The organism is Pseudomonas sp. S3_E10 (genome assembly GCF_054667615.1).
In genome coordinates this window covers 3,380,519-3,402,041 of sequence record NZ_CP162743.1, presented here as the reverse complement: position 1 = coordinate 3,402,041, position 21,523 = coordinate 3,380,519, and the positions used below count along the sequence as shown (strand labels likewise).

The following is a 21,523-nucleotide window of genomic DNA, read 5'->3' as shown; positions in this document are numbered from 1 at the left end:
AATTACCTGGGGTACCTCCATATGTCGCTGCCCGCTCTGCTTGAACAACGACTGCGCCTGCCGGTAGTGGCCGCGCCGATGTTCCTGATTTCCAACCCACAACTGGTCCTGGCCTGCTGCCGCAATGGTGTGGTCGGAAGTTTCCCGGCCCTCAACCAACGCGAAAGCAGTGGTTTCAAGGCCTGGCTGGAAGAAATCGAAGCGGGCCTGGCGCAGTTGGACAACCCCGCGCCTTACGCCGTGAACCTGATCGTGCACAACAGCAACCCACGGCTGGAGGCGGACCTGGCGATCTGCGTCGAGCATAAAGTGCCGATCATCATCACCAGCCTGGGCGCAGTAAAAGAACTGGTGGATGCGGTGCACAGCTATGGCGGCCTGGTATTTCACGATGTCACCACGCGGCGCCACGCCGAAAAGGCCGCTGAAGCGGGTGTCGATGGCCTGATCGCTGTCGCGGCGGGCGCCGGTGGGCATGCGGGTACCTGGAGTCCATTCTCACTGATTGCCGAGATTCGCCAGTTCTTCGATAAAACCCTGCTGCTGGCTGGCTGCCTCAACCATGGCCATGAGATCCTCGCCGCGCAGTTGTTGGGGGCGGACCTGGCATATTTCGGCACACGCTTTATCGGCACGACTGAAAGCCAAGCCCCAGATGCGTATAAAGAGATGCTGCTCACAGCGCGCGCCGCCGACATCGTGCACACTCCCGCAGTCTCCGGCGTGCCCGCAAGCTTTATGCGCCAGAGCCTGGAAAATGCCGGTTTTGATCTCGCCTCTCTGCAAGGCAAAGGCGAAGTCAACTTCGGCTCCAAGCTCAAGCCGCTGAGCGACGAAGCCAAGGCCTGGAAGACCGTATGGTCGGCCGGCCAGGGCGTCGGTGAGATTAATGATTTGCCCAGCGTCGATGAACTCGTCGCCCGCCTGGATGCCGAATACCGCAAGGCACGCGAGCAGGCGGTACAGTTGCGCTGGCCACGCTGAACCCATCGCATGGTCTGTCTATTGAACAGACCTGCATTCCCCCCATTGATTGAATGACAAGGATGCCCGTATGAGCGACAACCGTTTCAAGATTGTGTTTGATGGAGCCTTGCTCCCGGGTGTCGAAAGCACCACGGCCAAGCTGAACCTGGCCGAACTGTTCAAAAGCAGTGTCGAGGATATCGAGAAACTCTTCACCGGCCGCCCGGTTGCACTGAAACGCGACCTGTCCCGCCCCGATGCCGAAACCTACCTCACCGCGTTGAAAAACGCCGGGATAGATGCGCGTATCGAAGCCGAACAACCCGTGGCATTCAGCCTGGCCGAAACCCACGAGACGGACTCCGGTGCCGCTGATTTCTCGCGCCCCGCCGCCTCACCCTACGCGCCGCCGCGTGCAACCGTGGGTGAGAACCTGCCGGAATACGCCGAACTCAAAGTCTTCACCATCAACGGGCGTATCGGTCGCCTGCGGTACCTGGCATGGACGCTGGTGCTGACCGTCGCAATGCTCGTGGCCGCCGGCATCATCAGCACCGTGGGCTTCGCCATCGCAACTGCGTCGCCGACCATAGCCATCATTCTCGGCTCGCTGCTGGGTTTCGCGCTGTTCGTTGCGCTGGTTGTGGTGAGCGTGCAGATCGGTGTGCAACGCCTGCATGACTTGGGCTGGTCAGGCTGGCTATACCTGCTCAACCTGGTGCCGCTGGTAAACAGCATTTTCCCGCTACTGCTGCTGGTGCTGCCAGGTAACGCGGGCGCCAACCAGTACGGCGCACCGCCTCCGCGCAACTCCACCGCGGTGAAGGTACTTGCCTCGTTGTGGCTGGCGTTCATTCCGTTGATGCTCATCATCGTGGTCTCGCTGGGCATGAACGGCTACCTGGACCAACTCGAATCCAACGTGGACAGCAGCTACGAAAGCAGCTCCATCACCTCCGACGAAGACGCCGACCAAAGCGTGATCGTCGAGGAAGAAGACGCGCAAAGTGCTGACGAAGCAGCCGAACCTGTAGACTCCCCCGAAGAACAGTAAAGAAAACGCCCCCATCCGTGATGCCTCCATCATCGATGGGGGCGTTGCGATGGAGAAAGGCATGACCCGTTACGCTCTGATCACCGGTGCCTCCAGCGGCATCGGCCTGGCACTGGCCGAAGCGTTGGCCCGCCGCGGCCGTAGCTTGATTCTGGTGGCCCGCCAGCGTGATCAGTTGGAAAGCATTGCACTGGAACTGACTCAACGCTTCGGCGTCGAGGTGCTGATTCGTGCCTGCGACCTGGGCGAGCCGCTGCGCTTGTCCGGGTTCCTGCTGGAGCTTGAGGAAGGCGAGCGGCAGATCGACTTGCTGGTCAATTGCGCCGGTATCGGCACCAGTGGGCCGTTCCTGGCCCAGGACTGGATGACCGAACAAGACCTCATCGAAGTCAACATCCTCGCCCTGACCCGCATGTGCCACGCCCTGGGCAATACCATGGCGCTGCACGGCGGCGGGCAAATCCTCAATGTCGCTTCGGTTGCCGCCTTCCAGCCCGGCCCGTGGATGAGCAGCTACTACGCCAGCAAGGCCTATGTGCTGCACTTCTCCGAAGGCCTGCGCGAAGAACTGAAGAGCTGCGGCATCCAGGTTTCGGTCCTTTGCCCTGGCCCTACGCGCACCGCGTTCTTCGACACCGCGCAAATGGACACCGCCAAGCTCGACCGCAGCGAGCAGTTGATGAGCCCCGAAGAAGTCGCGCTGTACACCGTGCGTGCATTGGACAAAAACAAAGCCATCATCATTCCCGGTCGCCGCAACCGCTGGTCGGCCTTCAGCCCGCGCTTGAGCCCACGCTGGCTTACCCGCAAGATTGCCGGCGCGATCAACAAGGCCTATTGCCCACGCTGATCGCCTGAGTACACTCACCCTGCACATTCATAATGGAGAAACAGCTGTGGATACTCTGTTCACCAAGATCATCAACAGAGAAATACCTGCGAAGATCATCTACGAGGATGACCAAGTCCTGGCCTTCCACGATATTGCCCCTCAGGCGCCCGTGCATTTTCTGGTGATTCCGAAGAAGCCGATCCGCACGCTCAATGACCTCACGGAAGAAGACAAGGCACTGGCCGGGCACATCCTGTTCACCGCCCAACGCCTGGCCGTGGAACAAGGTTGCGAGAAAGGCTTTCGCGTGGTGATGAATTGCAATGAAGATGGCGGGCAGACCGTCTATCACATTCATATGCATGTGCTGGGGCAGCGTCAGATGAACTGGCCGCCGGGCTGACAGGCCTCCCAAACGGATCGCAGCGCCGTGCTGCGACCCCATGCCCTTGACTCAGCGCAAACGCGCGCCCCTCTCTTGCGGTAAACTGGCCGCCGAGATTCCTCCCGGAGGTCAGCATGACTACCCAACGTCACTACTCGCCGATTGATCGTCTATTGCTGCAAGCCGACACGGCCATGCGTACATTGCTGCCCTTCAGCGGCCAGCCCTACCGTCCGTCGCCGGCCATCGTGCAGCCCGACGCGCAGATGAGCCAGACCGAGACCCGACATGTCGCCGGCCTGATGCGCATCAACCATACCGGCGAAGTGTGTGCCCAGGCGTTGTACCAGGGCCAGGCCCTGACCGCCAAACTGCCTCAAGTGCGCGCGGCCATGGAGCACGCAGCCGAGGAAGAAATCGATCACCTGGCCTGGTGCGAACAACGCATTCGCCAACTGGGCAGCCATCCCAGCGTGCTCAACCCGCTGTTTTACGGTTTGTCATTCGGCATCGGCGCGGCAGCCGGCTTGATCAGCGACAAGGTCAGCCTCGGCTTTGTCGCCGCGACCGAACATCAGGTATGCAAGCACCTGGATGAACACCTGGAGCAATTGCCGGCGGAAGACGAAAAGTCCCGCGCAATTCTCGAACAGATGCGCATCGATGAAGAACATCACGCCGAAAGCGCGCTGGATGCCGGCGGCTTTCGCTTCCCGGCGCCCGTGCGGTTCGGCATGAGCCTGCTGGCCAAGGTCATGACCAAAAGCACCTACCGCATCTGACCCAAACCGCAGCTGAAAAAAAGGGCGCTATCAAAGCGCCCTTCTTTTTGCCAATGCGTCATCAGCCCAGCTCGATAATCTCGTAGTCATGGGTGATGGCCACTCCGGCCGCGCCAAGCATGATCGACGCCGAGCAGTACTTCTCCGCCGACAGTTCAATCGCACGCTTGACCTGCGCCTCTTTCAGCCCCCGGCCCTTCACCACGAAATGCATGTGGATCTTGGTGAACACCTTGGGATCCTCCGTGGCGCGCTCGGCTTCCAGGAAAGCTTCGCAGCTTTCCACGGCCTGACGGGATTTCTTCAGGATGCTGAGCACGTCGAAATTGCTGCAACCGCCTACGCCGAGCAGGAGCATTTCCATCGGGCGTACGCCCAGGTTACGGCCACCGGCTTCCGGCGGGCCATCCATGACCACTACGTGACCGCTGCCCGATTCACCGAGGAACATGGCTTCGCCCGCCCATTGGATGCGTGCCTTCATCGCCCAGACTCCACTGCTAAAAAAGGGTCGCCAGCTTAGCACAGGGCCCGCCGGCGTCAGCGTTTCCCACAAAAGCGATCAATTGCAGGGCTTCCTGGGAAAATTGGCTAATCGAGACAGAATGTGTCTGTTAAGCTGGCGCCAAATCGATGGCGTATTGCCACCCTTTATACAGCGCCTATCAATGCCGATAGCGCTGCAGATAACAACTCAAACCACCTCGCGCTGCCTTTTCGGGATACAACCATGGTTGCTCTTACTCCCATACCCAAGATCAAGAATCTCGACAAGCTGTTGACGCACTGCCAGCGCCGACGTCACCCGGCCAAGCACAACATCATCTGCGCCGGCGAACGCTCCGAAACACTGTTCTTCATTATCAAGGGCTCGGTCACCATCCTGATCGAGGACGAAGACGGCCGCGAGATGATCATCGCCTACCTCAACACCGGAGATTTTTTCGGCGAACTGGGGTTGTTTGAACAAGCGGGCAAGGAGCAGGAACGCAGCGCCTGGGTGCGGGCCAAGGTCGAGTGCGAAGTGGCCGAGATCAGCTACAGCAAATTTCGCGAGCTGGCCCAGCAGGACCCCGACATCCTCTACGCCCTCAGCGGCCAGATCGCCCAGCGCCTGCGAGATACCACGCGCAAGGTCGGCGACCTGGCGTTCTTTGACGTCACTGGCCGGGTGGCCCGCTGCCTGCTGGAACTGTGCAAGCAACCCGACGCCATGACCCACCCGGATGGCATGCAGATCAAAGTCACGCGCCAGGAAATCGGGCGCATTGTCGGCTGTTCACGGGAGATGGTCGGCCGCGTGCTCAAGGACTTGGAGGAACGCAACCTGGTGCACGTCAAAGGCAAGACAATGGTGGTGTTCGGCACCCGTTAAACCGGCAGGAAGCTGGCCAGCATCTGACGGTACAAGGTGTCCAGCCGACTGATCGCATCCGGCGCGGGGAACGCTTCGTGCAGGGCGATATGGCTGTCGGCGCGAACACGCTGCTCAAGGCCACAAGCCTCGTTGAAGCGGTTGACCGCTGCGATCAATGCCTCTCGATCGTTATCCAGCAGCAAGGCGCCATGCACCAACCCCACCGGTCGGCCACCGATTTGGCGCCAGCGCTGGGCCGTGCCGACCATTTTGCGGCCGTCGAGATTGACGTTATAGCGACCGTCGCAGAAGGCGCCGTCGATTTCACCCACCGAGGCATCGCCGCCCAATTCGATCAACAAGTCGCAGATCGGCTGGCATAAGCGCTGGTAACCGGTTTCGATACGGCCCTGATCGCCTTCGCTGCGCGGTGGCGCGTAGACCAAGGCGATATTCACCGTGGCAGCCGACTGTGGCACCGGCTCGCCACCGGTTTCGCGCAGCAGCACGGGCCAACCGGCGTCGGCCGAGACCCGGCTGGCAGCTTCAAACGCCGGCAGCCGGCTCAACCGGCGCGGCATCACCAAGGCTCGGTCGCTGGGTTGCCAGAACAGCAGGCCGAATTCCTGTTCGCCTGCACACACGGCAGCCAGTAGCGCTTGCTCAGCGGCAAGCCCTGCTTCGACAGTCATCGACACTGGCTGGATCATCGAACACCCACCTCGCTGAATAAACACAAAACCCAATGTGGGAGGGGGCTTGCTCCCTCCCACATTTTGAGCGCATTTCATCAATCCAGAGTCGAACCGCTGACCGCCACGCCCCGCTCCGGGAAAAACAAGCGTTGCAGCTCTGCCCCTGGGTTCTCGGCGCGCATGAACGTCTCGCCCACCAGGAACGAATACACCTCGCTGATTTCCATCAGTTCCACGTCGGCGCGGTTGACGATGCCACTCTCGGTGATCACCAAACGGTCGCGCGGGATACGTGGCAGCAGGTCGAGGGTGTTTTCCAGGCTGACTTCAAAGGTGTGCAGGTTGCGGTTATTCACCCCCACCAACGGCGTGTCGAGGGTTTTCAGCGCACGTTCCAGCTCATCGCCATCGTGCACTTCCACCAGCACGTCCAAGCCAACACTTTTGGCCACGGCCGCCAGCTCGGCCAGCTTCACGTCATCCAGGGCGGAGACGATCAGCAGTACGCAGTCGGCGCCCAAGGCACGCGCTTCGACGATCTGGTACGGGTCGACCATGAAATCCTTGCGGATCACCGGCAGCTTGCACGCCGCGCGGGCCTGTTGCAGGAACAGATCAGAACCCTGGAAGTAATCGATATCGGTCAGCACGGACAGGCACGTAGCGCCGCCCTTTTCATAGCTGACCGCGATTTCTGCAGGTACAAAGTGCTCGCGGATCACGCCTTTGCTCGGCGAGGCCTTCTTGATCTCGGCGATCACCGCCGGCTGCTTCTTTTTCGCCTGGGCGATCAAGGCATTGGCAAAACCACGCGGTGCATCCGCATTTTTGGCCAAACCTTCCAGCTCGGCCAGGCTTACGCGGGCGCGGCGCTCGGCGACTTCTTCGGCTTTTCGGGCGAGGATTTTTTCCAGAACGGTCGGCACACTCATCCTTCATTCTCCATCTTGAATACAGCGGTGAATGCACCCAGCTCTTCGAGTTTTTCGCGAGCCAGACCGGTATGCAGCGCATCGTGGGCCAATGCGACACCTTCTTTAAGACTATAGGCATGGTCGGCCGCGTAAAGTGCCGCGCCAGCATTCAGAACGATCATTTCCGCAGCTTTTTGGCCGTTCTCGGTCTTGCGCCGCCCCAATGCATCGCGAATCAATTCCAGCGATGCCGCCGGGCTTTCTACCGCCAAACCGTGCAGGCTCTGGCTCTTCATGCCCAGGTCTTCAGGCTCGACCCAATATTCAGTGATTTGGTCATTCTTCAGCTCTGCCACGAAGGTCGGTGCAGCCAGGCTGAATTCGTCCAGGCCGTCTTTGGAATGCACCACCAACACGTGCTTGCTGCCCATGCGTTGCAGCACTTCGGCCAATGGCCGGCACAGCGCCTGGCTGAAGACGCCCACCACCTGGTGCTTCACACCGGCCGGATTCGTAAGCGGGCCGAGCATGTTGAACAAGGTACGCAGGCCGAGGTCCTTGCGCGGGCCGGCGGCGTGCTTCATCGCTCCGTGATGAGACTGGGCAAACATGAAGCCGATGCCCACATTGTCGATACAGCGCGCCACTTGCACGGGCGTCAGGTTCAGGTAAATACCGGCCGCCTCCAGCAGGTCGGCACTGCCGCTCTTGCCGGACACCGCACGGTTACCATGCTTGGCCACGGTGCAACCAGCCGCCGCCACTACAAAAGACGAAGCCGTCGACACGTTGAAAATATTCGCACCGTCACCGCCGGTGCCGACCACGTCGACCACACCGTCGAGGGTCTTGAGCTCAACCTTGTCCGCCAACTCGCGCATCACCGAGACGGCGCCGACGATTTCGTCGATGCTTTCGCTCTTCATGCGCATGGCCATCATAAACGCGCCGATCTGCGCGTCGGTGCATTGGCCGGTCATGATCTCGCGCATCACATCGCTCATTTCAGCGGTGCTCAGGTCCAGATGGCCGACGATACGGCTCAGGGCAGTCTTGATATCCATGGAAAGTCCTTAGCGCGTGCCGCCGCTCTGCTTGAGAAAGTTGGCGAACAGCTCGTAGCCCTGCTCGGTCAGGATCGACTCGGGGTGAAACTGCACCCCTTCGATGTTCAATGTCTTGTGGCGCAGGCCCATGATCTCGTCGACGGAGCCGTCTTCCAGTTGGGTCCAGGCCGTCAGTTCCAGGCATTCAGGCAGGGTTTCACGCTTGACTACCAGCGAATGGTAGCGAGTGACCGTGACCGGCAGGTTAAGGCCTTCAAACACGCCCGTGCTCTTGTGGAACACCGGGCTGGTCTTGCCGTGCATCACCTGGCGCGCACGCACCACATCACCGCCAAACGCCTGGCCGATGGACTGGTGACCCAGGCATACACCCAGGATCGGCAGTTTGCCGGCGAAATACCGGATGGCTTCGAGGGAGACACCCGCCTCGGTCGGGGTGCACGGGCCAGGCGAAACCACGACGCGCTCGGGGTTCAGCGCAGCGATTTGCGCCACGGTGAGTTCATCGTTGCGCACCACCTTGACCTCGGCACCCAGCTCGCCCAGGTACTGCACAACGTTGTAGGTAAAGGAATCGTAGTTATCAATCATCAGCAACATGGGGGAAACCTCAGGAATTGGGGGTCTGTTCAGCCAGCGCAACAGCGCGGAACATTGCGCGGCGCTTGTTCAGGGTTTCTTCCCATTCGAGGGCCGGCACCGAGTCGGCGACGATCCCGCCACCGGCCTGTACATGCAGTTCCCCGTCCTTGATCACTGCCGTGCGGATCGCAATGGCCGTGTCCATGTTGCCGTTCCAGGCGAAATACCCCACCGCGCCGCCGTAGACGCCGCGTTTGACCGGCTCCAGTTCGTCGATGATTTCCATCGCACGGATCTTCGGCGCGCCCGACAACGTGCCGGCCGGCAGAATCGCGCGCAATGCGTCCATCGCGGTCAGGCCGGCTTTCAGCTCGCCAGTGACGTTGGACACGATGTGCATCACGTTGGAATAGCGCTCGATGACCATCTTCTCGGTCAATTTCACCGAGCCGATTTCCGAGACGCGCCCGGTGTCGTTGCGGCCCAGGTCGATCAGCATCAGGTGCTCGGCGATTTCCTTGTCGTCGCTCAGCAGGTCTTCTTCCAGCGCCACGTCCGCTTCTTCGGTCGCACCGCGCGGGCGAGTGCCGGCAATCGGGCGCACGGTGATCAGGTTGTCTTCGACGCGCACCAACACTTCCGGCGAACTGCCCACCACGTGGAAGTCGCCAAAGTTGAAGAAGTACATGTACGGCGTCGGGTTGAAGCAGCGCAGCGCCCGGTACAGGTCGATGGGCGCCGCCTTGAAGTCGATGGACATACGTTGCGACGGCACTACCTGCATGCAGTCGCCGGCGAGGATGTATTCCTTGATCGTGTCGACGGCGCGCTCGTAGTCATCCTGGGTAAAGCTGGAACGGAACACCGGGTCGGCTGCTGGTGGACGGCTGAGGTCCAGGCCGCGACGCGGGGTGATCGGCTGGCGCAGTTTGTCCAGCAGGGCTTCGAGGCTGGCCTGGCCTTGTTCGAAGGCATCCGCCTGGGCCGGATCGGCCAACACGATCGCATGCATTTTGCCGGCGAGGTTGTCGAACACCACCACCGCATCGGACACCATCAGCAGAATATCCGGCACGCCCAATGGGTCTGGATTCGGGCATTTGCCCAGGCGTTTTTCCACATAACGCACGCAGTCGTAGCCGAAATACCCCACCAGGCCACCGTTGAAACGCGGCAGGCCAGGGATGGTCGGCACGTTGTAACGCGCCTTGAAGGTTTCGACGAAGGCCAGTGGGTCTTCCACGTCGTGGCTTTCGATCTCGACGCCGTCATGAGTGATGCTCACATGATGGTCGTGTACCCGCATCACCGTACGGCATGGCAGGCCGATGATCGAATAACGCCCCCACTTCTCGCCGCCCTGCACCGATTCCAACAGATAGGAATTGGGCTCGTCGGCCAGTTTCAGGTAGATCGACAGCGGTGTGTCGAAGTCGGCCAGGGTTTCGCAGGCCAGGGGAATACGGTTATAGCCGGCAGCGGCCAAACGCAGGAATTCTTCGCGGGTCATGAGGTGCCTCGTGGTGTGAGGGTCTAACAGTCAGGTAGGCAAACGTGCCGCAGAGCGCGGCCAGGATCAGTCAGGCGCGCCAACGCCAGCGGGCCAGGGCCTTGATGACTTTCATCCAGAGTTTGCGAGTGACCACCACGATGGAATTTCCAGAAGGGGACGGATCGGTATCGGGCAACGTTATCTCAGCGCCCGCTCCCAAGCAACCGGGGATTAGCAGTCGCAGGTCATCAATGACCAACGCCGGAGATTCCTCGGCAATCGGCCGGCCATGGTTATAGCCGTAGCTCAAGGCTACGCACTGCACACCCGCCGCTTTTGCCGCCTGCACGTCGCTGCGCGAATCGCCGACAAACAATGACTGCGAGGCCGGGATATTGGCCATTTTCATCACAAAAAACAGCGCCGCCGGGTCAGGCTTTTTCTGCGGCAACGTATCGCCGCCGATGATCCAGCGGAAATAACGGCCGATCTTCATCTGGTCCAACAGCGGCGCAACGAATCGCTCCGGCTTGTTGGTGATCAGGGCCATTTCCACGCCCTGCTTGCTCAGCCACTTGAGGGTGTCACGTACGCCGGGGTAAACCACGGTCAGTTCATGGTCGCCTTCATAGGCCGTGTTGAACAATTCCAAGGCGTGTTCGGCTTCCACCTCGTCGACACCGTCGGCCTCGATGTGGTTGGCCAGGGCCCGGCGCACCAGCATCGGCGCGCCGTTGCCGACCCATTCGCGTACCGACTCCAGCCCCGCCGGCGGGCGCCCCAGTTTGAGCAGCATCTGGTCCACCGCCGCCGCCAGGTCCGGCACCGAGTCGATCAAGGTACCGTCCAGATCGAACATCACCAGCCGTGGCAGTTTGCCGGGGAACAGCTGCTCAAAGCCGCTCATGGACGCGCCAGCGCCAGTTCGGCGCGCATTTTGGCGATCACTTCCTGATAGTCCGGGGCATTGAAGATCGCCGAACCGGCGACGAAGGTGTCGGCACCGGCGGCAGCGATTTCGCGGATGTTGTTGACGTTGACCCCACCGTCGATTTCCAGGCGGATATCACGGCCCGAGGCATCGATCAGCGCGCGGGCTTCACGCAGCTTGTCAAGAGTGCCGGGGATGAACTTCTGCCCACCGAAACCTGGGTTGACGCTCATCAGCAGCACCATGTCGACCTTGTCCATCACGTACTTGAGCACGTCCAGCGGGGTAGCCGGGTTGAACACCAGGCCCGCCTTGCAACCGCCTTCGCGGATCAGTTGCAGGGTACGGTCGACGTGCAGCGAAGCTTCCGGGTGGAAGGTGATGTAGGTGGCGCCGGCTTCGATGAAGTCGCCGATGATGCGGTCCACCGGGCTGACCATCAAGTGCGCGTCGATCGGCGCGGTGATGCCGTATTTGCGCAGCGCCGCGCAGACCATCGGGCCGATGGTCAGGTTGGGCACGTAGTGGTTGTCCATGACATCGAAGTGCACGAAGTCGGCACCGGCGGCCAACACGTTGTCCACTTCCTCACCCAGGCGGGCGAAGTCGGCGGAGAGAATCGATGGGGCAATAACGAAGGGCTGCATGACGCACCTTTTCTGAGCTAAATCACGATGGCGCGCATTGTATACCTCATGCTTTGCTGCGCGCACCGTGACCTGGCTCAACGGGCTAGTAAGCGGCCCGGTAGATTTTCTCGATATCCGCCACGCTGAGCTTGCGCGGGTTGTTGCGCATCAACCGTTCGATCCCCGCAGCTTCAGTGGCCATGGCCGGGATCGCGTTCTCGGGGATTGCGAAACTGCGCAGGCCTGCCGGGATCTCCACGGCGGCGCAGAGTCGCGTCATGGCCTCCACCGCCTGGTCGGCAGCCTCATTGACACTCAGCCCGCTGGTATTGACGCCCATGGCCTGGGCAATGTCCTGCATGCGCTCGACACAGGCCAGCTTGTTCCAGTGCATCACGTAGGGCAGCAACAGCGCATTGCTCACGCCGTGGGCAATATTGAAACGCCCGCCCAGCGGGTAGGCCAACGCATGCACCGCCCCCACCCCGGCGTTACCGAAAGCCATGCCGGCCATCAAGCTGGCGGTGGCCATATCGTCCCGGGCCTGCAAATGGGCCGGGTTGGCGTAGGCCTTGGGCAGCGCCTTGGCGATCAGCTTGATCGCACCGATGGCCAAGGCATCGGTGATCGGCGAGGCGTTCAGCGACAGGTACGACTCAATGGCATGCACCAGCGCATCCACGCCGCTGGCGGCGGTAACGCTGCGCGGGCAGGTCAGGGTCATTTGCGGGCTGATCAGCGCCACGTCCGGCAACAGGTAATCGCTGACGATACCTTTTTTCAACTGCGCGACTTTGTCGGAGAGGATCGCCACATTGGTGACTTCCGAGCCGGTGCCGGCCGTGGTCGGGATCGCGATCAATGGCGGGCCTTTACGCGGTACCTGATCGATACCGAACAAATCCGCCAGCGCGCCGTGGTAACCGGCATAGGCCGCCACGCTTTTGGCAATGTCGATGGCGCTACCGCCCCCCAGGCCAATCAGGCCGTCGTGCCCGCCGTCGCGGTAGGCCTGCATGCAGTCTTCGACAATGGCTATTTCCGGGTCGGGCAGCACGCGGTCGAAGATTTCGTAGCTGCGCTCGCCCAGGTGTTCGAGGGCCAAGGCTACGGTGCCGGATTTGACCAGCACCGCATCGGTGACAATCAGCGGGTTGTCCACATCCAGACGGGTAAGCTCGGCGGCCAGCTGCCCGATGGCGCCTGCGCCTGTCAGCAATTTGTGGGCGATCTTGAATGAGGAAGTACTCATGTGCGCGGCCTCTTATCAATGATGGGGCTGGCACAAGAGTAGCTGATGCATAGGGGTTGTCTGCCATTCAGCGGCTGAATGGTCTTGGAGGCTCAACACAAAACCCCTGTGGGAGGGGGCAAGTCGAATCGTCGCACCGCCCCTCCCACATTTTGATCTGTGCTGGGCTCTAGACCTGTGCTGTCCGCAGCTTCTCGCTACGGCCACGCAACCACTCCAAGGTCAGCAACAGCAACACCGAGAACGCAATCAGCAAGGTCGCCGCCGCCGCAATCGTCGGGCTGAGGTTTTCGCGGATACCGCTGAACATCTGGCGTGGCAGGGTTGCTTGCTCGGGGCCGGCAAGGAACAGCGTCACCACCACCTCATCGAACGAGGTGGCAAAGGCAAACAACGCGCCGGAGATCACCCCCGGCGCAATCAGCGGCAGGGTTACCCGACGAAACGCGGTCAAGGGCGAAGCCCCCAGGCTGGCCGCTGCCCGCACCAGGTTATGGTTGAAACCCTGCAAGGTCGCCGACACGGTGATGATCACAAACGGCACACCCAGCACCGCATGCACCACGATCAACGAGAAAAAGCTGTTACCCAGGCCCAGCGGCGCAAAGAACAGGTAACTGGCCACGCCGATGATCACCACCGGCACCACCATCGGCGATATCACCAGGGCCATCACCAACGCCTTGCCGGGGAAATTCCCACGGGTCAGGCCAATCGCCGCCAGGGTGCCGAACACCATCGCCAGCACCGTGGCCGCCGGGGCGACGATGATGCTGTTTTTCAGCGCACGCATCCATTCGGCCGAGGCAAAGAAGTCGTGGTACCACTGCAGCGAAAAGCCTTGCAGCGGGTACACCAGGAAACTGCCGCTGTTGAACGACAGCGGGATGATCACCAGCACGGGCAATATCAGGAACAGCAGGATCAAGCCGCAGAGAATCCGCAAGCTGTAGAACCACACCCGCTCCACGGGGGACATATAAGGGCTCAGCATCGCAAGGTCTCCTTAGCTCAGGCGCAGGCGGCTGGCGCCGACCAGCCGGTTGTAGATCAAGTACAGCACCACGGTCGCCAGCAGCAGCAGGCCGCCCAACGCCGTCGCCATGCCCCAGTTGATGCTGGTGTTGGTGTAGAACGCCACGAAGTAGCTGACCATCTGGTCGTTCGGGCTGCCCAGCAACGCCGGAGTGATGTAGTAACCAATCGCCAGAATGAACACCAACAGGCAACCGGCGCCCACACCGGCGTAGGTCTGTGGGAAGTACACGCGCCAGAAACTGGCGAACGGGTGGCAGCCCAGGGAAATGGCCGCACGCATGTAGGTGGGTGAAATGCCCTTCATCACGCTGTAGATCGGCAAAATCATGAACGGCAGCAGGATGTGCACCATCGAGATGTAGACCCCGGTGCGGTTGAACACCAGCTCCAAGGGTTTATCGATGAGGCCCATGCCCATCAGCGCGCTGTTGATCAGGCCACCCGATTGCAGCAGCACGATCCATGCGGCGACCCGCACCAGGATCGAGGTCCAGAACGGCAGCAACACCAGGATCATCAGCAGGTTGCTTTTACGCGCCGGCAGGTTGGCCAACAGGTAGGCCAGGGGGTAGGCCAGCAGCAGGCAGATGACCGTGATGACCAGGCCCATCCAGAAGGTGCGGGCGAAAATGTCCAGGTAGATCGCCTGGTCGGGCGTGGCCGGGGCGATTTCGCCCAGGTCGTCGATACGGTGATCGACCGCCGCCAGCAAGTAATACGGCGTCAGGCTGCTGGTATTGCGCCGGATCGCCTGCCAGTACGCCGGGTCGCCCCAACGTTCGTCGAGGGTTTCCAGCGCTTCTTTATAAGAGGCCGGCGCTTCGGTAAACGGCAGCGCCCGTGCGGTTTTGGTCAGCAGGCTGCGGTAGCCGGCCAGTTCCATGTTCAAGCGCTTGGACAGGTCGCCCAAGGTCTGGTTTTTGCGCGCTTCACCCAGGTCTTCACTCAGCGCCCGGTATACCGGCTCGCCCGGCAGGCCACGACCGTCCCAAGCTGTCACCGCCATCACGGTACGCGGCAAGCCGCCCACCACTTCCGGGTTACCGACACTTTTAAACAACAGCGCAACGATCGGCACCAGGAAGACCAGCAGCAAAAACAGCACCAGCGGCGCAATCAAGGCCTGGGCCTTCCAGCGGTTAAGCCGCTCGGCACGCGCCAGGCGCTGCTTGAGGGTGGGGCTGTTGACCTCGTTCGAGGGAACGGCGATGGCCATGGCTGACTCCGGATCTTAAAGATGAATGCACACCCTGTGGGAGGGGCGGTGCGACGATTCGACTTGCTCCCGATAGCGGTGGATCAGTCAGCCTGTGTATTGCCTGACAGTCTGCCATCGGGAGCAAGTCCCCTCCCACAGGGGTTCAGCGGTGCTGCTGGTTACTTTGCAGCCCAGGAATTGAAGCGCTGCTCAAGCTGCTCGCCGTTATCGGCCCAGAAGCTCACATCGATCTGCACCTGGTTGGCGATGTTCTCTGGCGTCGTCGGCATGTCCTTGAGAATGTCCTTGGCCAGCAACGGTACGGCTTGGGTATTGGCCGGGCCGTAGGCGATGTTTTCCGAATAGGTCTTCTGCTGCTGCGGCGCCACCGAGAAGGCGATGAATTTCTTCGCCGCTTCCGCGCGGTCTTTGGCCAGGCCTTTAGGAATGGCCCAGGCGTCGAAGTCGTAGATGCCGCCGTTCCACACCACTTTCAGGTTGCTTTCTTTTTGCACGGCAGCGATGCGGCCGTTGTAGGCCGAGCTCATCACTACGTCACCCGAGGCGAGGTACTGTGGCGGTTGTGCGCCGGCTTCCCACCATTGGATCGACGGCTTGAGTTCGTCGAGCTTCTTGAACGCACGGTCCTGGCCGTCTTTGCCGGCCAGTACTTTGTAGACGTCTTTGGGCGCTACGCCGTCGGCCATCAACGCAAATTCCAGGGTGTACTTGGCGCCTTTACGCAGGCCGCGCTTGCCCGGGAATTTCTTGGTGTCCCAGAAATCCGCCCAACTGGTGGGCGCGGAGGCCAATTTGTCGGCGTTGTACGCCAGCACGGTCGACCACACGAAGAAGCCCACACCGCACGGCTGGATCGCGCCTTTTACGTAGTCTTCGGCTTTGCCGAACAGTTTCGGGTCGAGCGGTTCGAACATGTCTTCGTCGCAACCGCGGGACAATTCCGGCGATTCCACTTCCACCAGGTCCCAGGACACGCTCTTGGTGTCGACCATGGCTTTGACCTTGGCCATCTCACCGTTGTACTCGCCGGCAACGATCTTGCCGTTGCCCGCGCTTTCCCACGGTGCATAGAAGGCCTTGACCTGGGCCGCCTTGTTCGCGCCACCAAAGGACACAACCGTCAGGTCCGGGCCGGCGGCCATGGCCTGTGTCGCGCCCATCAAACCGAGGGCGAGCGCTGAATACTTAAGGGATTTCAACATTGTTGTTCTCTCCACGTGCAGGGTTGGTGAAGCCATGGGGGCGATCAATTCGCCTCTAAAAGTGGGTCGAGTGCGCGAACGTGCTCGACTTGCCAGCCAATCGGTACCACGTCGCCGACCGCCAGGGCCGGGTCCAGCTCGGCAATCGGTTGTTTCACAAAAAAATCGGCCTTGCCGCAGACTTCCAGGCGTACGCGCACGTGGTCGCCCAGGTAGATGAATTCCGCCACTCGCCCCGAAAAACGGTTGCTGCAGCTTTCGCTGGAACCGTTGAGGCTGACGCGTTCCGGGCGTACCGACAGCGTCACCGGGCCGCCGAGCTGGCCGACGTTGATCGCCAGGGCCTCGACCTTCTCGCCCCGCGCCAGCTCGACCACGCAGCGGTCGCCGGTGTGGCTGTGCAAGCGCCCGTTGAGGCGATTGTTCTCGCCGATGAAGTTGGCCACGAAGGTGTTTCTGGGCTCTTCGTACAAGGTGCGTGGCGGGGCGATCTGTTGGATCTCGCCCTGATGAAACACCGCCACGCGGTCGGACATGGTCAGGGCTTCACCCTGGTCGTGGGTCACATACACCACCGTCACGCCGAGGCGCTGGTGCAGGTGCTTGATCTCCATCTGCATGTGTTCACGCAGTTGCTTGTCGAGGGCGCCGAGGGGTTCGTCCATCAGCACCAACTGTGGCTCGAACACCAGCGCGCGGGCCAAGGCCACACGCTGTTGCTGGCCGCCGGACAATTGCGCCGGGTAGCGCTGGGCGAAAGCGTCAAGCTGGACCATGCTCAGCACGCGTTTGACCCGCTCGCTGATATCGGTCTTGCTCAACCCGCGCACCGAGAGCGGGAACGCCAGGTTCTCGGCGACGGTCATGTGCGGGAACAACGCGTAGTTCTGGAACACCATGCCGATGTCGCGCTTGTGCGGCGGCACGTTGTTGATGGCGCGCCCCGCCAGCTGGATTTCGCCGGCGGTGGGGGTTTCAAAGCCGGCGAGCATCATCAGGCTGGTGGTCTTGCCCGAACCGGATGGCCCGAGCAAGGTGAGGAACTCGCCCTTGCGAATCTCCAGGTTGAGGTCTTTGACGATCAGGTTCTCGCCGTCGTAGCTTTTCTGCACGCCACGAAAGCTGACCAGTACATCATTTGAATCCACCTCGCTCATACCCGCACCTTTGTGTTTTGGACTGCTGTGGCACAAGCGTAGTCCACGCCAGAGCCCCCGGAAATCGGGGGCCAGGAGAGATTTGCATCAGCCGGATGGAAGGCTGGGGGTAGGGATCGCCCTACATCAATGGCGGGGATGGAACAGTGTCACGGCCGCACGCGCCGGGAATGGCTTCAGTACGGTTTAAGGGGCGTCGCAAACAGGCATGTCGTCACAGAAGTTTGTGTTCCATGGCGTACTTCACCAGTTCAGCCAGGGAGGTGATGTTGAGCTTTTGCATCAAGCGCGCTTTGTGGGTACTGATGGTTTTGCTGCTCAGCGCCAGTTGCTGGGCGATATCGTTAACGTTGGCGCCTTGGGCCAGGCGCTCGAACACCGAGAACTCGCGCTCCGACAGCAACGCATGCAGCGGCCTGGCGTCGGTGAGGCCGACTTCAAAGACCATGCGGTCGGCCAGGTCCGGGTCGATATAGCGCCCGCCGGCGGCCACCTTGCGAATAGCGGTGAGCAGCAACGCCGGGTCACTGTCCTTGGTTGCATAGCCGGCGGCGCCCACCTTCAAGGCGCGGGCTGCCATCTGCGCTTCGTCGTGCATCGACAGCACCAGGATCGCCGGCGGGTTGCTCAACGCGCGAATCCGCGCAATCGCCTCCAGGCCATTGACGCCAGGCATCGAAATGTCCAGCAGGACCACCTCGCAGGACACGTGGCGCAAGGTCTCCAGCAACTGTTCGCCATTGCTCGCCTCGCCTACCACCAGCAGGTCTTTGGCCAGGCCGATCAGTTGCTTGATGCCTTCACGAACAATGGTGTGGTCTTCGGCTACCAGTACGCGGATCACAGGGGTTTCCTCTTATTGTTTGGCATCCAGCGGCACCATCACGCTCAGGGTGGTGCCCTCCCCCAACTCACTGTGCAGGCTCAATTGCCCACCCATGATCAGCACCCGCTCGCGCATGCCGACCAGGCCAAACGAGACCGCGCGGCCTTCAGGCTGGACGAAGCCAACGCCGTCGTCGCTGATGGTCAAGCGCAAATCGCTGCCGTCCATCGCCAACGTCAGCTCCACAGTATGCGCCTGGGCATGGCGCATCACATTGGTCAGCGCCTCCTGCAGGATACGAAACAGGCCTATGGCCTTGGCGTCGCTCAGGGCCGGCAGGTTATCCGGCACCTGCACCAGGCAGGGAATGTGCGTACGCGCTTCAAAGCGGCGGGCTTGCCACTCGATGGCAGACGCAATCCCGGCATCGAGAATCGGCGGGCGCAGGGCGGTGGCTACGTCCCGCACTAGCTGGAACAACTGAGCGATCAGGCGTTTCATGCTGTTCAAGCGCTCGTGCAGGCCGGGGTCCAGTTGCGCATAGGCCAGCTCGCACATGGACGTTTCCAGCTTGAGCACCGTGAGCATCTGCCCGAGTTCGTCGTGCACTTCGCGGGCAATGCGCGCCTTCTCTTCTTCGCGCACGGTTTCCAGGTGCGCGGACAATTCGCGCAGTTGCGCTTCGCTTTGCAGCAACGCGGCCAGGGTACGGCGCAGTTCGGTGACGTCGTTGAGGTAAACCACAAGGTACTCGGCCTCGGCAAACCGCAAGAAGCTCAAGGACACGTTGGCCGGCAGGATGCTGCCGTCGGCGCGCAGGCAATCGGTGGCAAAATTCTGCGGCCCCTCTTCGCTGGCGCGCGCGCGCTTCCATAGGTTGAGCCAGCGGTCCATGTCCAGCGTGGGGTCGAGATCGACCAGCGGCCGCTCGATCAGCGCGCCGGGGTCGTAGCCGAGCATGCTTTCGGCGGCGCGGTTGGCGTAGCGCACATGGCTGTCCCAGTTGACCCACAGGATGCCGACGGTGCTTTGGTCGATAGAAAATTGCGTCAGGCGCAACGCTTGCGCACCGGCGGCGCGCGCGGCGCTTTCTTCGCGCGCGGCCAATAGGTCGTGTTCCAGCGCGCGTTGCTGGCGGCGTTGCCAGAACACCACCGCCAGGCTGGCGAGCAACAACAGCCCCAGCAACAGGCAGAGGTTTTGCCAAAAGCCTTTGGATTCGGATAAACGCGGGTATTTGGGCTGCAGCCAACGATTGTGCAGCTGGTCCAGGTCTCGGGCAGGGATGGCGCGCAGCGCGCTTTCCATAATGCCGGCCAACTGCGGCCAGTCGCGTCGAGTGGCCACGCGCAGCAACTGCGGCAAGCCGATATCCCCTACCACCGCCAACCCGGCGAACTCCGCTTCGCCGGACAAGCGACTCAGTTGCGCTTCATCGACGATGGCGTAGCGCGCCTGCTCGCTGACCAGCAATTGCAGGGCCTGGCGCTCCATGGGCACACCTTGCAGGTTAAGGCCTGGGTAAGTACCGCGCAGATAATCGGCCACGGCGCTGGGCATGCGCACGGCGACGCGAGACTGCCCATCGAGTTTTTCCAGCTCAACGGCGCCACCGCCCTCCCGGATGCCGACGATGTGTTGGGGCACACGCATATAGGGGTCGGTGAACAACCACAGGCGCAACCCGGCCGGGGTCTGTTGCAGGCCTGGGGCGATGTCGACTTCATCGTCGCGCACGGCGGCTTCCAACTGCTCCTGACTGGGAAAGTTGCGCCACACCAGGTCAATGTTCAGCGCCTTGGCCAGCCATTGCATCAGTTCCACATTGGCGCCGGACAAGCGTTGCAGCCGCCGGTCGTATTGCGCGTAAGGCGCCTGCAGCACCACACCTACCCGCAGCTCCGGGTGCGCGGCCAGCCATTCGCGCTGCTGCGCGTTGAGCTGTGCCTGCGGGACGGCAGGCGCGGGGGCGGCGTTGGCCATAAAGGCAATGCACAAACAGCCGATAACCAGCAGACAGCGAAAACCCATGATCCACGTCTCACATCACTGACAAATACTGACCAACCCATTAGGCTGCTGGAATCTCTTCTGGCCGGGAATTAACGATGCTCTTTCTCCACCGTTCGGCACTGCCAGCATTGTGCCTGTCGCTGCTATTTACCAGCGCCTTTTCTGTACACGCCGCCGACACACCGCCGTCCGCCGAAAAACCCGTCGAGCGCCAACCCTTGCCCGAGCGCAGCCAGCAAGAGGCCAGTTCGCTGGAGCGCACCCTGCCGCAACAGGAACAACAGCAGTTGCAGGCCGGCAGCGACTCCTTCCTCGCCCTGTGGAAACCCGCCAACAGCTCCGAACCCGAAGGCGTGGTGATTATCGTACCGGGGCGCGGTGAAAATGCTGATTGGCCTCAAGCAATCGGCCCATTGCGGCGCAAATTGCCGGACGCCAATTGGGGCAGCCTCAGCTTGTCGCTGCCGGACGTAAGCGTCGACACCCTGCCGCCACGCGCCGCGGAAGCGCCCAACGCCACGGTCGACACCAGCAGCAAGGAAGCCAGCACCGCCGACAAACCGATCGAACAAGCCGCCAGCGCCGAGGCCGAAGGCACCGACCCGGCGGTGGTGGCGGGCGCCGATGAGCAGGACAAGACCGACGCGTCGCGTATCTTCGACCGCATCGACGCCGCCGTGGCCTTCGCCCAAACCCAAAGCGCACGTAGCGTGGTGCTGCTCGGCCATGGCACGGGCGCCTGGTGGGCCGCGCGTTACCTGAGCGAGAAACAACCGTCCCAGGTGCAGAGGTTCGTGATGGTCGCGGCGCAAACGCCCAATGGCCGCCATCCGGACGTGCAACAACTGGCCCCCGGCCTGAAGTTGCCGACCGCTGACGTGTTCTACCAAGACACCGCTCAATCCCGCAAAAACGCACTGGCGCGGGCCCAGGCCGCCAAACGCTTGAAGAATGATGGCTATAAGCAAGTGACCTTGAAGACCCTGCCCGGCAACAGCGCTGCCGAGCAAGAACAGTTGTACCGGCGAGTACGTGGGTGGTTGAGCCCACAGGCCGATGCGGACTGAAGAACAACGCAAAATTCATGTGGGCTTGCTCCCTCCCACATGGGATTGTGGTTATCCCTGGGG

General features: G+C 61.5%; 22 protein-coding genes. 7 read left to right on the top strand and 15 right to left on the bottom strand.

Annotated features, from left to right (window positions below; all coding sequences use genetic code 11):
• Positions 1-21 precede the first annotated feature (21 nt).
• The 5 genes from AB4N98_RS15460 to coq7 all read left to right on the top strand — a co-directional run bounded on the left by AB4N98_RS15460 (position 22) and on the right by coq7 (position 4,019).
• The gene (locus AB4N98_RS15460; RefSeq protein WP_460148765.1) at positions 22-984 is read left to right on the top strand and encodes an NAD(P)H-dependent flavin oxidoreductase; all 963 of its coding nucleotides are present in this window, start codon (positions 22-24) and stop codon (positions 982-984) included.
• Between the two features lie 70 nt (positions 985-1,054).
• Positions 1,055-2,020, top strand: coding sequence for a DUF805 domain-containing protein (locus AB4N98_RS15455; protein WP_017530830.1), 966 nt, complete (start codon positions 1,055-1,057; stop codon positions 2,018-2,020).
• Positions 2,021-2,081: 61 nt separating this feature from the next.
• Complete coding sequence (locus AB4N98_RS15450) at positions 2,082-2,870, top strand: SDR family NAD(P)-dependent oxidoreductase (RefSeq protein ID WP_068936418.1); 789 nt, start codon at positions 2,082-2,084, stop codon at positions 2,868-2,870.
• 46 nt (positions 2,871-2,916) lie between these two features.
• Complete coding sequence (locus AB4N98_RS15445) at positions 2,917-3,255, top strand: histidine triad nucleotide-binding protein (RefSeq protein ID WP_005792015.1); 339 nt, start codon at positions 2,917-2,919, stop codon at positions 3,253-3,255.
• Positions 3,256-3,371: 116 nt separating this feature from the next.
• The gene (gene coq7, locus AB4N98_RS15440; RefSeq protein ID WP_017530828.1) at positions 3,372-4,019 is read left to right on the top strand and encodes a 2-polyprenyl-3-methyl-6-methoxy-1,4-benzoquinone monooxygenase; all 648 of its coding nucleotides are present in this window, start codon (positions 3,372-3,374) and stop codon (positions 4,017-4,019) included.
• Positions 4,020-4,080: 61 nt separating this feature from the next.
• Here the strand turns inward: coq7 and AB4N98_RS15435 are convergent, their stop codons facing one another.
• Positions 4,081-4,503, bottom strand: a complete 423-nt coding sequence (locus tag AB4N98_RS15435; protein ID WP_460148762.1) for an OsmC family protein — start codon at positions 4,501-4,503, stop codon at positions 4,081-4,083.
• Between the two features lie 246 nt (positions 4,504-4,749).
• On the opposite strand from AB4N98_RS15435, the gene crp reads away from it, so the two are divergent.
• Entirely contained in the window at positions 4,750-5,394 is a 645-nt protein-coding gene (gene crp, locus AB4N98_RS15430) for a cAMP-activated global transcriptional regulator CRP (RefSeq protein WP_017530827.1), read from the top strand.
• Here the strand turns inward: crp and AB4N98_RS15425 are convergent.
• The 14 genes from AB4N98_RS15425 to AB4N98_RS15360 form a co-directional block, all read right to left on the bottom strand.
• Positions 5,391-6,086 carry a lipoyl protein ligase domain-containing protein gene (locus AB4N98_RS15425; RefSeq protein WP_065879388.1) on the bottom strand — a complete coding sequence of 232 codons (696 nt, stop codon included), beginning with the start codon at positions 6,084-6,086 and terminating at the stop codon, positions 5,391-5,393. The genes crp and AB4N98_RS15425 overlap by 4 nt on opposite strands.
• A gap of 80 nt (positions 6,087-6,166) precedes the next feature.
• Positions 6,167-7,003 carry an indole-3-glycerol phosphate synthase TrpC gene (gene trpC / locus AB4N98_RS15420; RefSeq protein WP_017530825.1) on the bottom strand — a complete coding sequence of 279 codons (837 nt, stop codon included), beginning with the start codon at positions 7,001-7,003 and terminating at the stop codon, positions 6,167-6,169.
• A complete protein-coding gene (gene trpD, locus AB4N98_RS15415; RefSeq protein WP_015886156.1) occupies positions 7,000-8,049 on the bottom strand; it encodes an anthranilate phosphoribosyltransferase in 1,050 nt (349 codons plus the stop codon). The genes trpC and trpD overlap by 4 nt, the downstream gene beginning before the upstream one ends.
• 9 nt (positions 8,050-8,058) lie before the next feature.
• Entirely contained in the window at positions 8,059-8,652 is a 594-nt protein-coding gene (locus AB4N98_RS15410; RefSeq protein WP_065879387.1) for an aminodeoxychorismate/anthranilate synthase component II, read from the bottom strand.
• A gap of 10 nt (positions 8,653-8,662) precedes the next feature.
• Positions 8,663-10,144: an anthranilate synthase component I gene (gene trpE, locus AB4N98_RS15405; protein WP_017530823.1), complete on the bottom strand. Its 1,482-nt coding sequence runs from the start codon at positions 10,142-10,144 to the stop codon at positions 8,663-8,665.
• 70 nt (positions 10,145-10,214) lie between these two features.
• Entirely contained in the window at positions 10,215-11,033 is an 819-nt protein-coding gene (locus AB4N98_RS15400; RefSeq protein ID WP_017530822.1) for a phosphoglycolate phosphatase, read from the bottom strand.
• Positions 11,030-11,704, bottom strand: coding sequence for a ribulose-phosphate 3-epimerase (gene rpe, locus AB4N98_RS15395; RefSeq protein ID WP_017530821.1), 675 nt, complete (start codon positions 11,702-11,704; stop codon positions 11,030-11,032). The genes AB4N98_RS15400 and rpe overlap by 4 nt, the downstream gene beginning before the upstream one ends.
• Before the next feature lie 85 nt (positions 11,705-11,789).
• Positions 11,790-12,938, bottom strand: coding sequence for an iron-containing alcohol dehydrogenase (locus AB4N98_RS15390; RefSeq protein ID WP_017530820.1), 1,149 nt, complete (start codon positions 12,936-12,938; stop codon positions 11,790-11,792).
• Positions 12,939-13,107: 169 nt separating this feature from the next.
• Entirely contained in the window at positions 13,108-13,932 is an 825-nt protein-coding gene (locus AB4N98_RS15385) for an ABC transporter permease (RefSeq protein WP_003176462.1), read from the bottom strand.
• A gap of 12 nt (positions 13,933-13,944) precedes the next feature.
• Positions 13,945-15,192: an ABC transporter permease gene (locus AB4N98_RS15380; RefSeq protein WP_017530819.1), complete on the bottom strand. Its 1,248-nt coding sequence runs from the start codon at positions 15,190-15,192 to the stop codon at positions 13,945-13,947.
• 161 nt (positions 15,193-15,353) lie between these two features.
• Positions 15,354-16,397: an ABC transporter substrate-binding protein gene (locus tag AB4N98_RS15375; protein ID WP_017530818.1), complete on the bottom strand. Its 1,044-nt coding sequence runs from the start codon at positions 16,395-16,397 to the stop codon at positions 15,354-15,356.
• A 44-nt stretch (positions 16,398-16,441) separates the two neighbouring features.
• Positions 16,442-17,554: an ABC transporter ATP-binding protein gene (locus AB4N98_RS15370; protein WP_017530817.1), complete on the bottom strand. Its 1,113-nt coding sequence runs from the start codon at positions 17,552-17,554 to the stop codon at positions 16,442-16,444.
• Between the two features lie 214 nt (positions 17,555-17,768).
• A complete protein-coding gene (locus AB4N98_RS15365) occupies positions 17,769-18,398 on the bottom strand; it encodes a response regulator (protein ID WP_017530816.1) in 630 nt (209 codons plus the stop codon).
• A gap of 12 nt (positions 18,399-18,410) precedes the next feature.
• Positions 18,411-20,411, bottom strand: a complete 2,001-nt coding sequence (locus AB4N98_RS15360) for a PAS domain-containing sensor histidine kinase (protein WP_223496764.1) — start codon at positions 20,409-20,411, stop codon at positions 18,411-18,413.
• A gap of 77 nt (positions 20,412-20,488) precedes the next feature.
• Here AB4N98_RS15360 and AB4N98_RS15355 point away from each other — a divergent pair, with 77 nt between their 5' ends.
• Positions 20,489-21,460, top strand: a complete 972-nt coding sequence (locus AB4N98_RS15355) for an alpha/beta hydrolase family protein (RefSeq protein ID WP_068936425.1) — start codon at positions 20,489-20,491, stop codon at positions 21,458-21,460.
• The last annotated feature ends 63 nt before the right edge of the window (positions 21,461-21,523 follow it).

What these genes read in the sequence shown, in the direction of transcription:
- AB4N98_RS15460 (WP_460148765.1), top strand. Translation starts at nt 22, where the DNA reads ATGTCGCTGCCCGCTCTGCTTGAACAACGACTGCGCCTGCCGGTAGTG.
- AB4N98_RS15455 (WP_017530830.1), top strand. Translation starts at nt 1,055, where the DNA reads ATGAGCGACAACCGTTTCAAGATTGTGTTTGATGGAGCCTTGCTCCCG.
- AB4N98_RS15450 (WP_068936418.1), top strand. Translation starts at nt 2,082, where the DNA reads ATGACCCGTTACGCTCTGATCACCGGTGCCTCCAGCGGCATCGGCCTG.
- coq7 (WP_017530828.1), top strand. Translation starts at nt 3,372, where the DNA reads ATGACTACCCAACGTCACTACTCGCCGATTGATCGTCTATTGCTGCAA.
- AB4N98_RS15435 (WP_460148762.1), bottom strand. Translation starts at nt 4,503, where the DNA reads ATGAAGGCACGCATCCAATGGGCGGGCGAAGCCATGTTCCTCGGTGAA.
- crp (WP_017530827.1), top strand. Translation starts at nt 4,750, where the DNA reads ATGGTTGCTCTTACTCCCATACCCAAGATCAAGAATCTCGACAAGCTG.
- AB4N98_RS15425 (WP_065879388.1), bottom strand. Translation starts at nt 6,086, where the DNA reads ATGATCCAGCCAGTGTCGATGACTGTCGAAGCAGGGCTTGCCGCTGAG.
- trpC (WP_017530825.1), bottom strand. Translation starts at nt 7,003, where the DNA reads ATGAGTGTGCCGACCGTTCTGGAAAAAATCCTCGCCCGAAAAGCCGAA.
- trpD (WP_015886156.1), bottom strand. Translation starts at nt 8,049, where the DNA reads ATGGATATCAAGACTGCCCTGAGCCGTATCGTCGGCCATCTGGACCTG.
- AB4N98_RS15410 (WP_065879387.1), bottom strand. Translation starts at nt 8,652, where the DNA reads ATGTTGCTGATGATTGATAACTACGATTCCTTTACCTACAACGTTGTG.
- trpE (WP_017530823.1), bottom strand. Translation starts at nt 10,144, where the DNA reads ATGACCCGCGAAGAATTCCTGCGTTTGGCCGCTGCCGGCTATAACCGT.
- AB4N98_RS15400 (WP_017530822.1), bottom strand. Translation starts at nt 11,033, where the DNA reads ATGAGCGGCTTTGAGCAGCTGTTCCCCGGCAAACTGCCACGGCTGGTG.
- rpe (WP_017530821.1), bottom strand. Translation starts at nt 11,704, where the DNA reads ATGCAGCCCTTCGTTATTGCCCCATCGATTCTCTCCGCCGACTTCGCC.
- AB4N98_RS15390 (WP_017530820.1), bottom strand. Translation starts at nt 12,938, where the DNA reads ATGAGTACTTCCTCATTCAAGATCGCCCACAAATTGCTGACAGGCGCA.
- AB4N98_RS15385 (WP_003176462.1), bottom strand. Translation starts at nt 13,932, where the DNA reads ATGCTGAGCCCTTATATGTCCCCCGTGGAGCGGGTGTGGTTCTACAGC.
- AB4N98_RS15380 (WP_017530819.1), bottom strand. Translation starts at nt 15,192, where the DNA reads ATGGCCATCGCCGTTCCCTCGAACGAGGTCAACAGCCCCACCCTCAAG.
- AB4N98_RS15375 (WP_017530818.1), bottom strand. Translation starts at nt 16,397, where the DNA reads ATGTTGAAATCCCTTAAGTATTCAGCGCTCGCCCTCGGTTTGATGGGC.
- AB4N98_RS15370 (WP_017530817.1), bottom strand. Translation starts at nt 17,554, where the DNA reads ATGAGCGAGGTGGATTCAAATGATGTACTGGTCAGCTTTCGTGGCGTG.
- AB4N98_RS15360 (WP_223496764.1), bottom strand. Translation starts at nt 20,411, where the DNA reads ATGGGTTTTCGCTGTCTGCTGGTTATCGGCTGTTTGTGCATTGCCTTT.
- AB4N98_RS15355 (WP_068936425.1), top strand. Translation starts at nt 20,489, where the DNA reads ATGCTCTTTCTCCACCGTTCGGCACTGCCAGCATTGTGCCTGTCGCTG.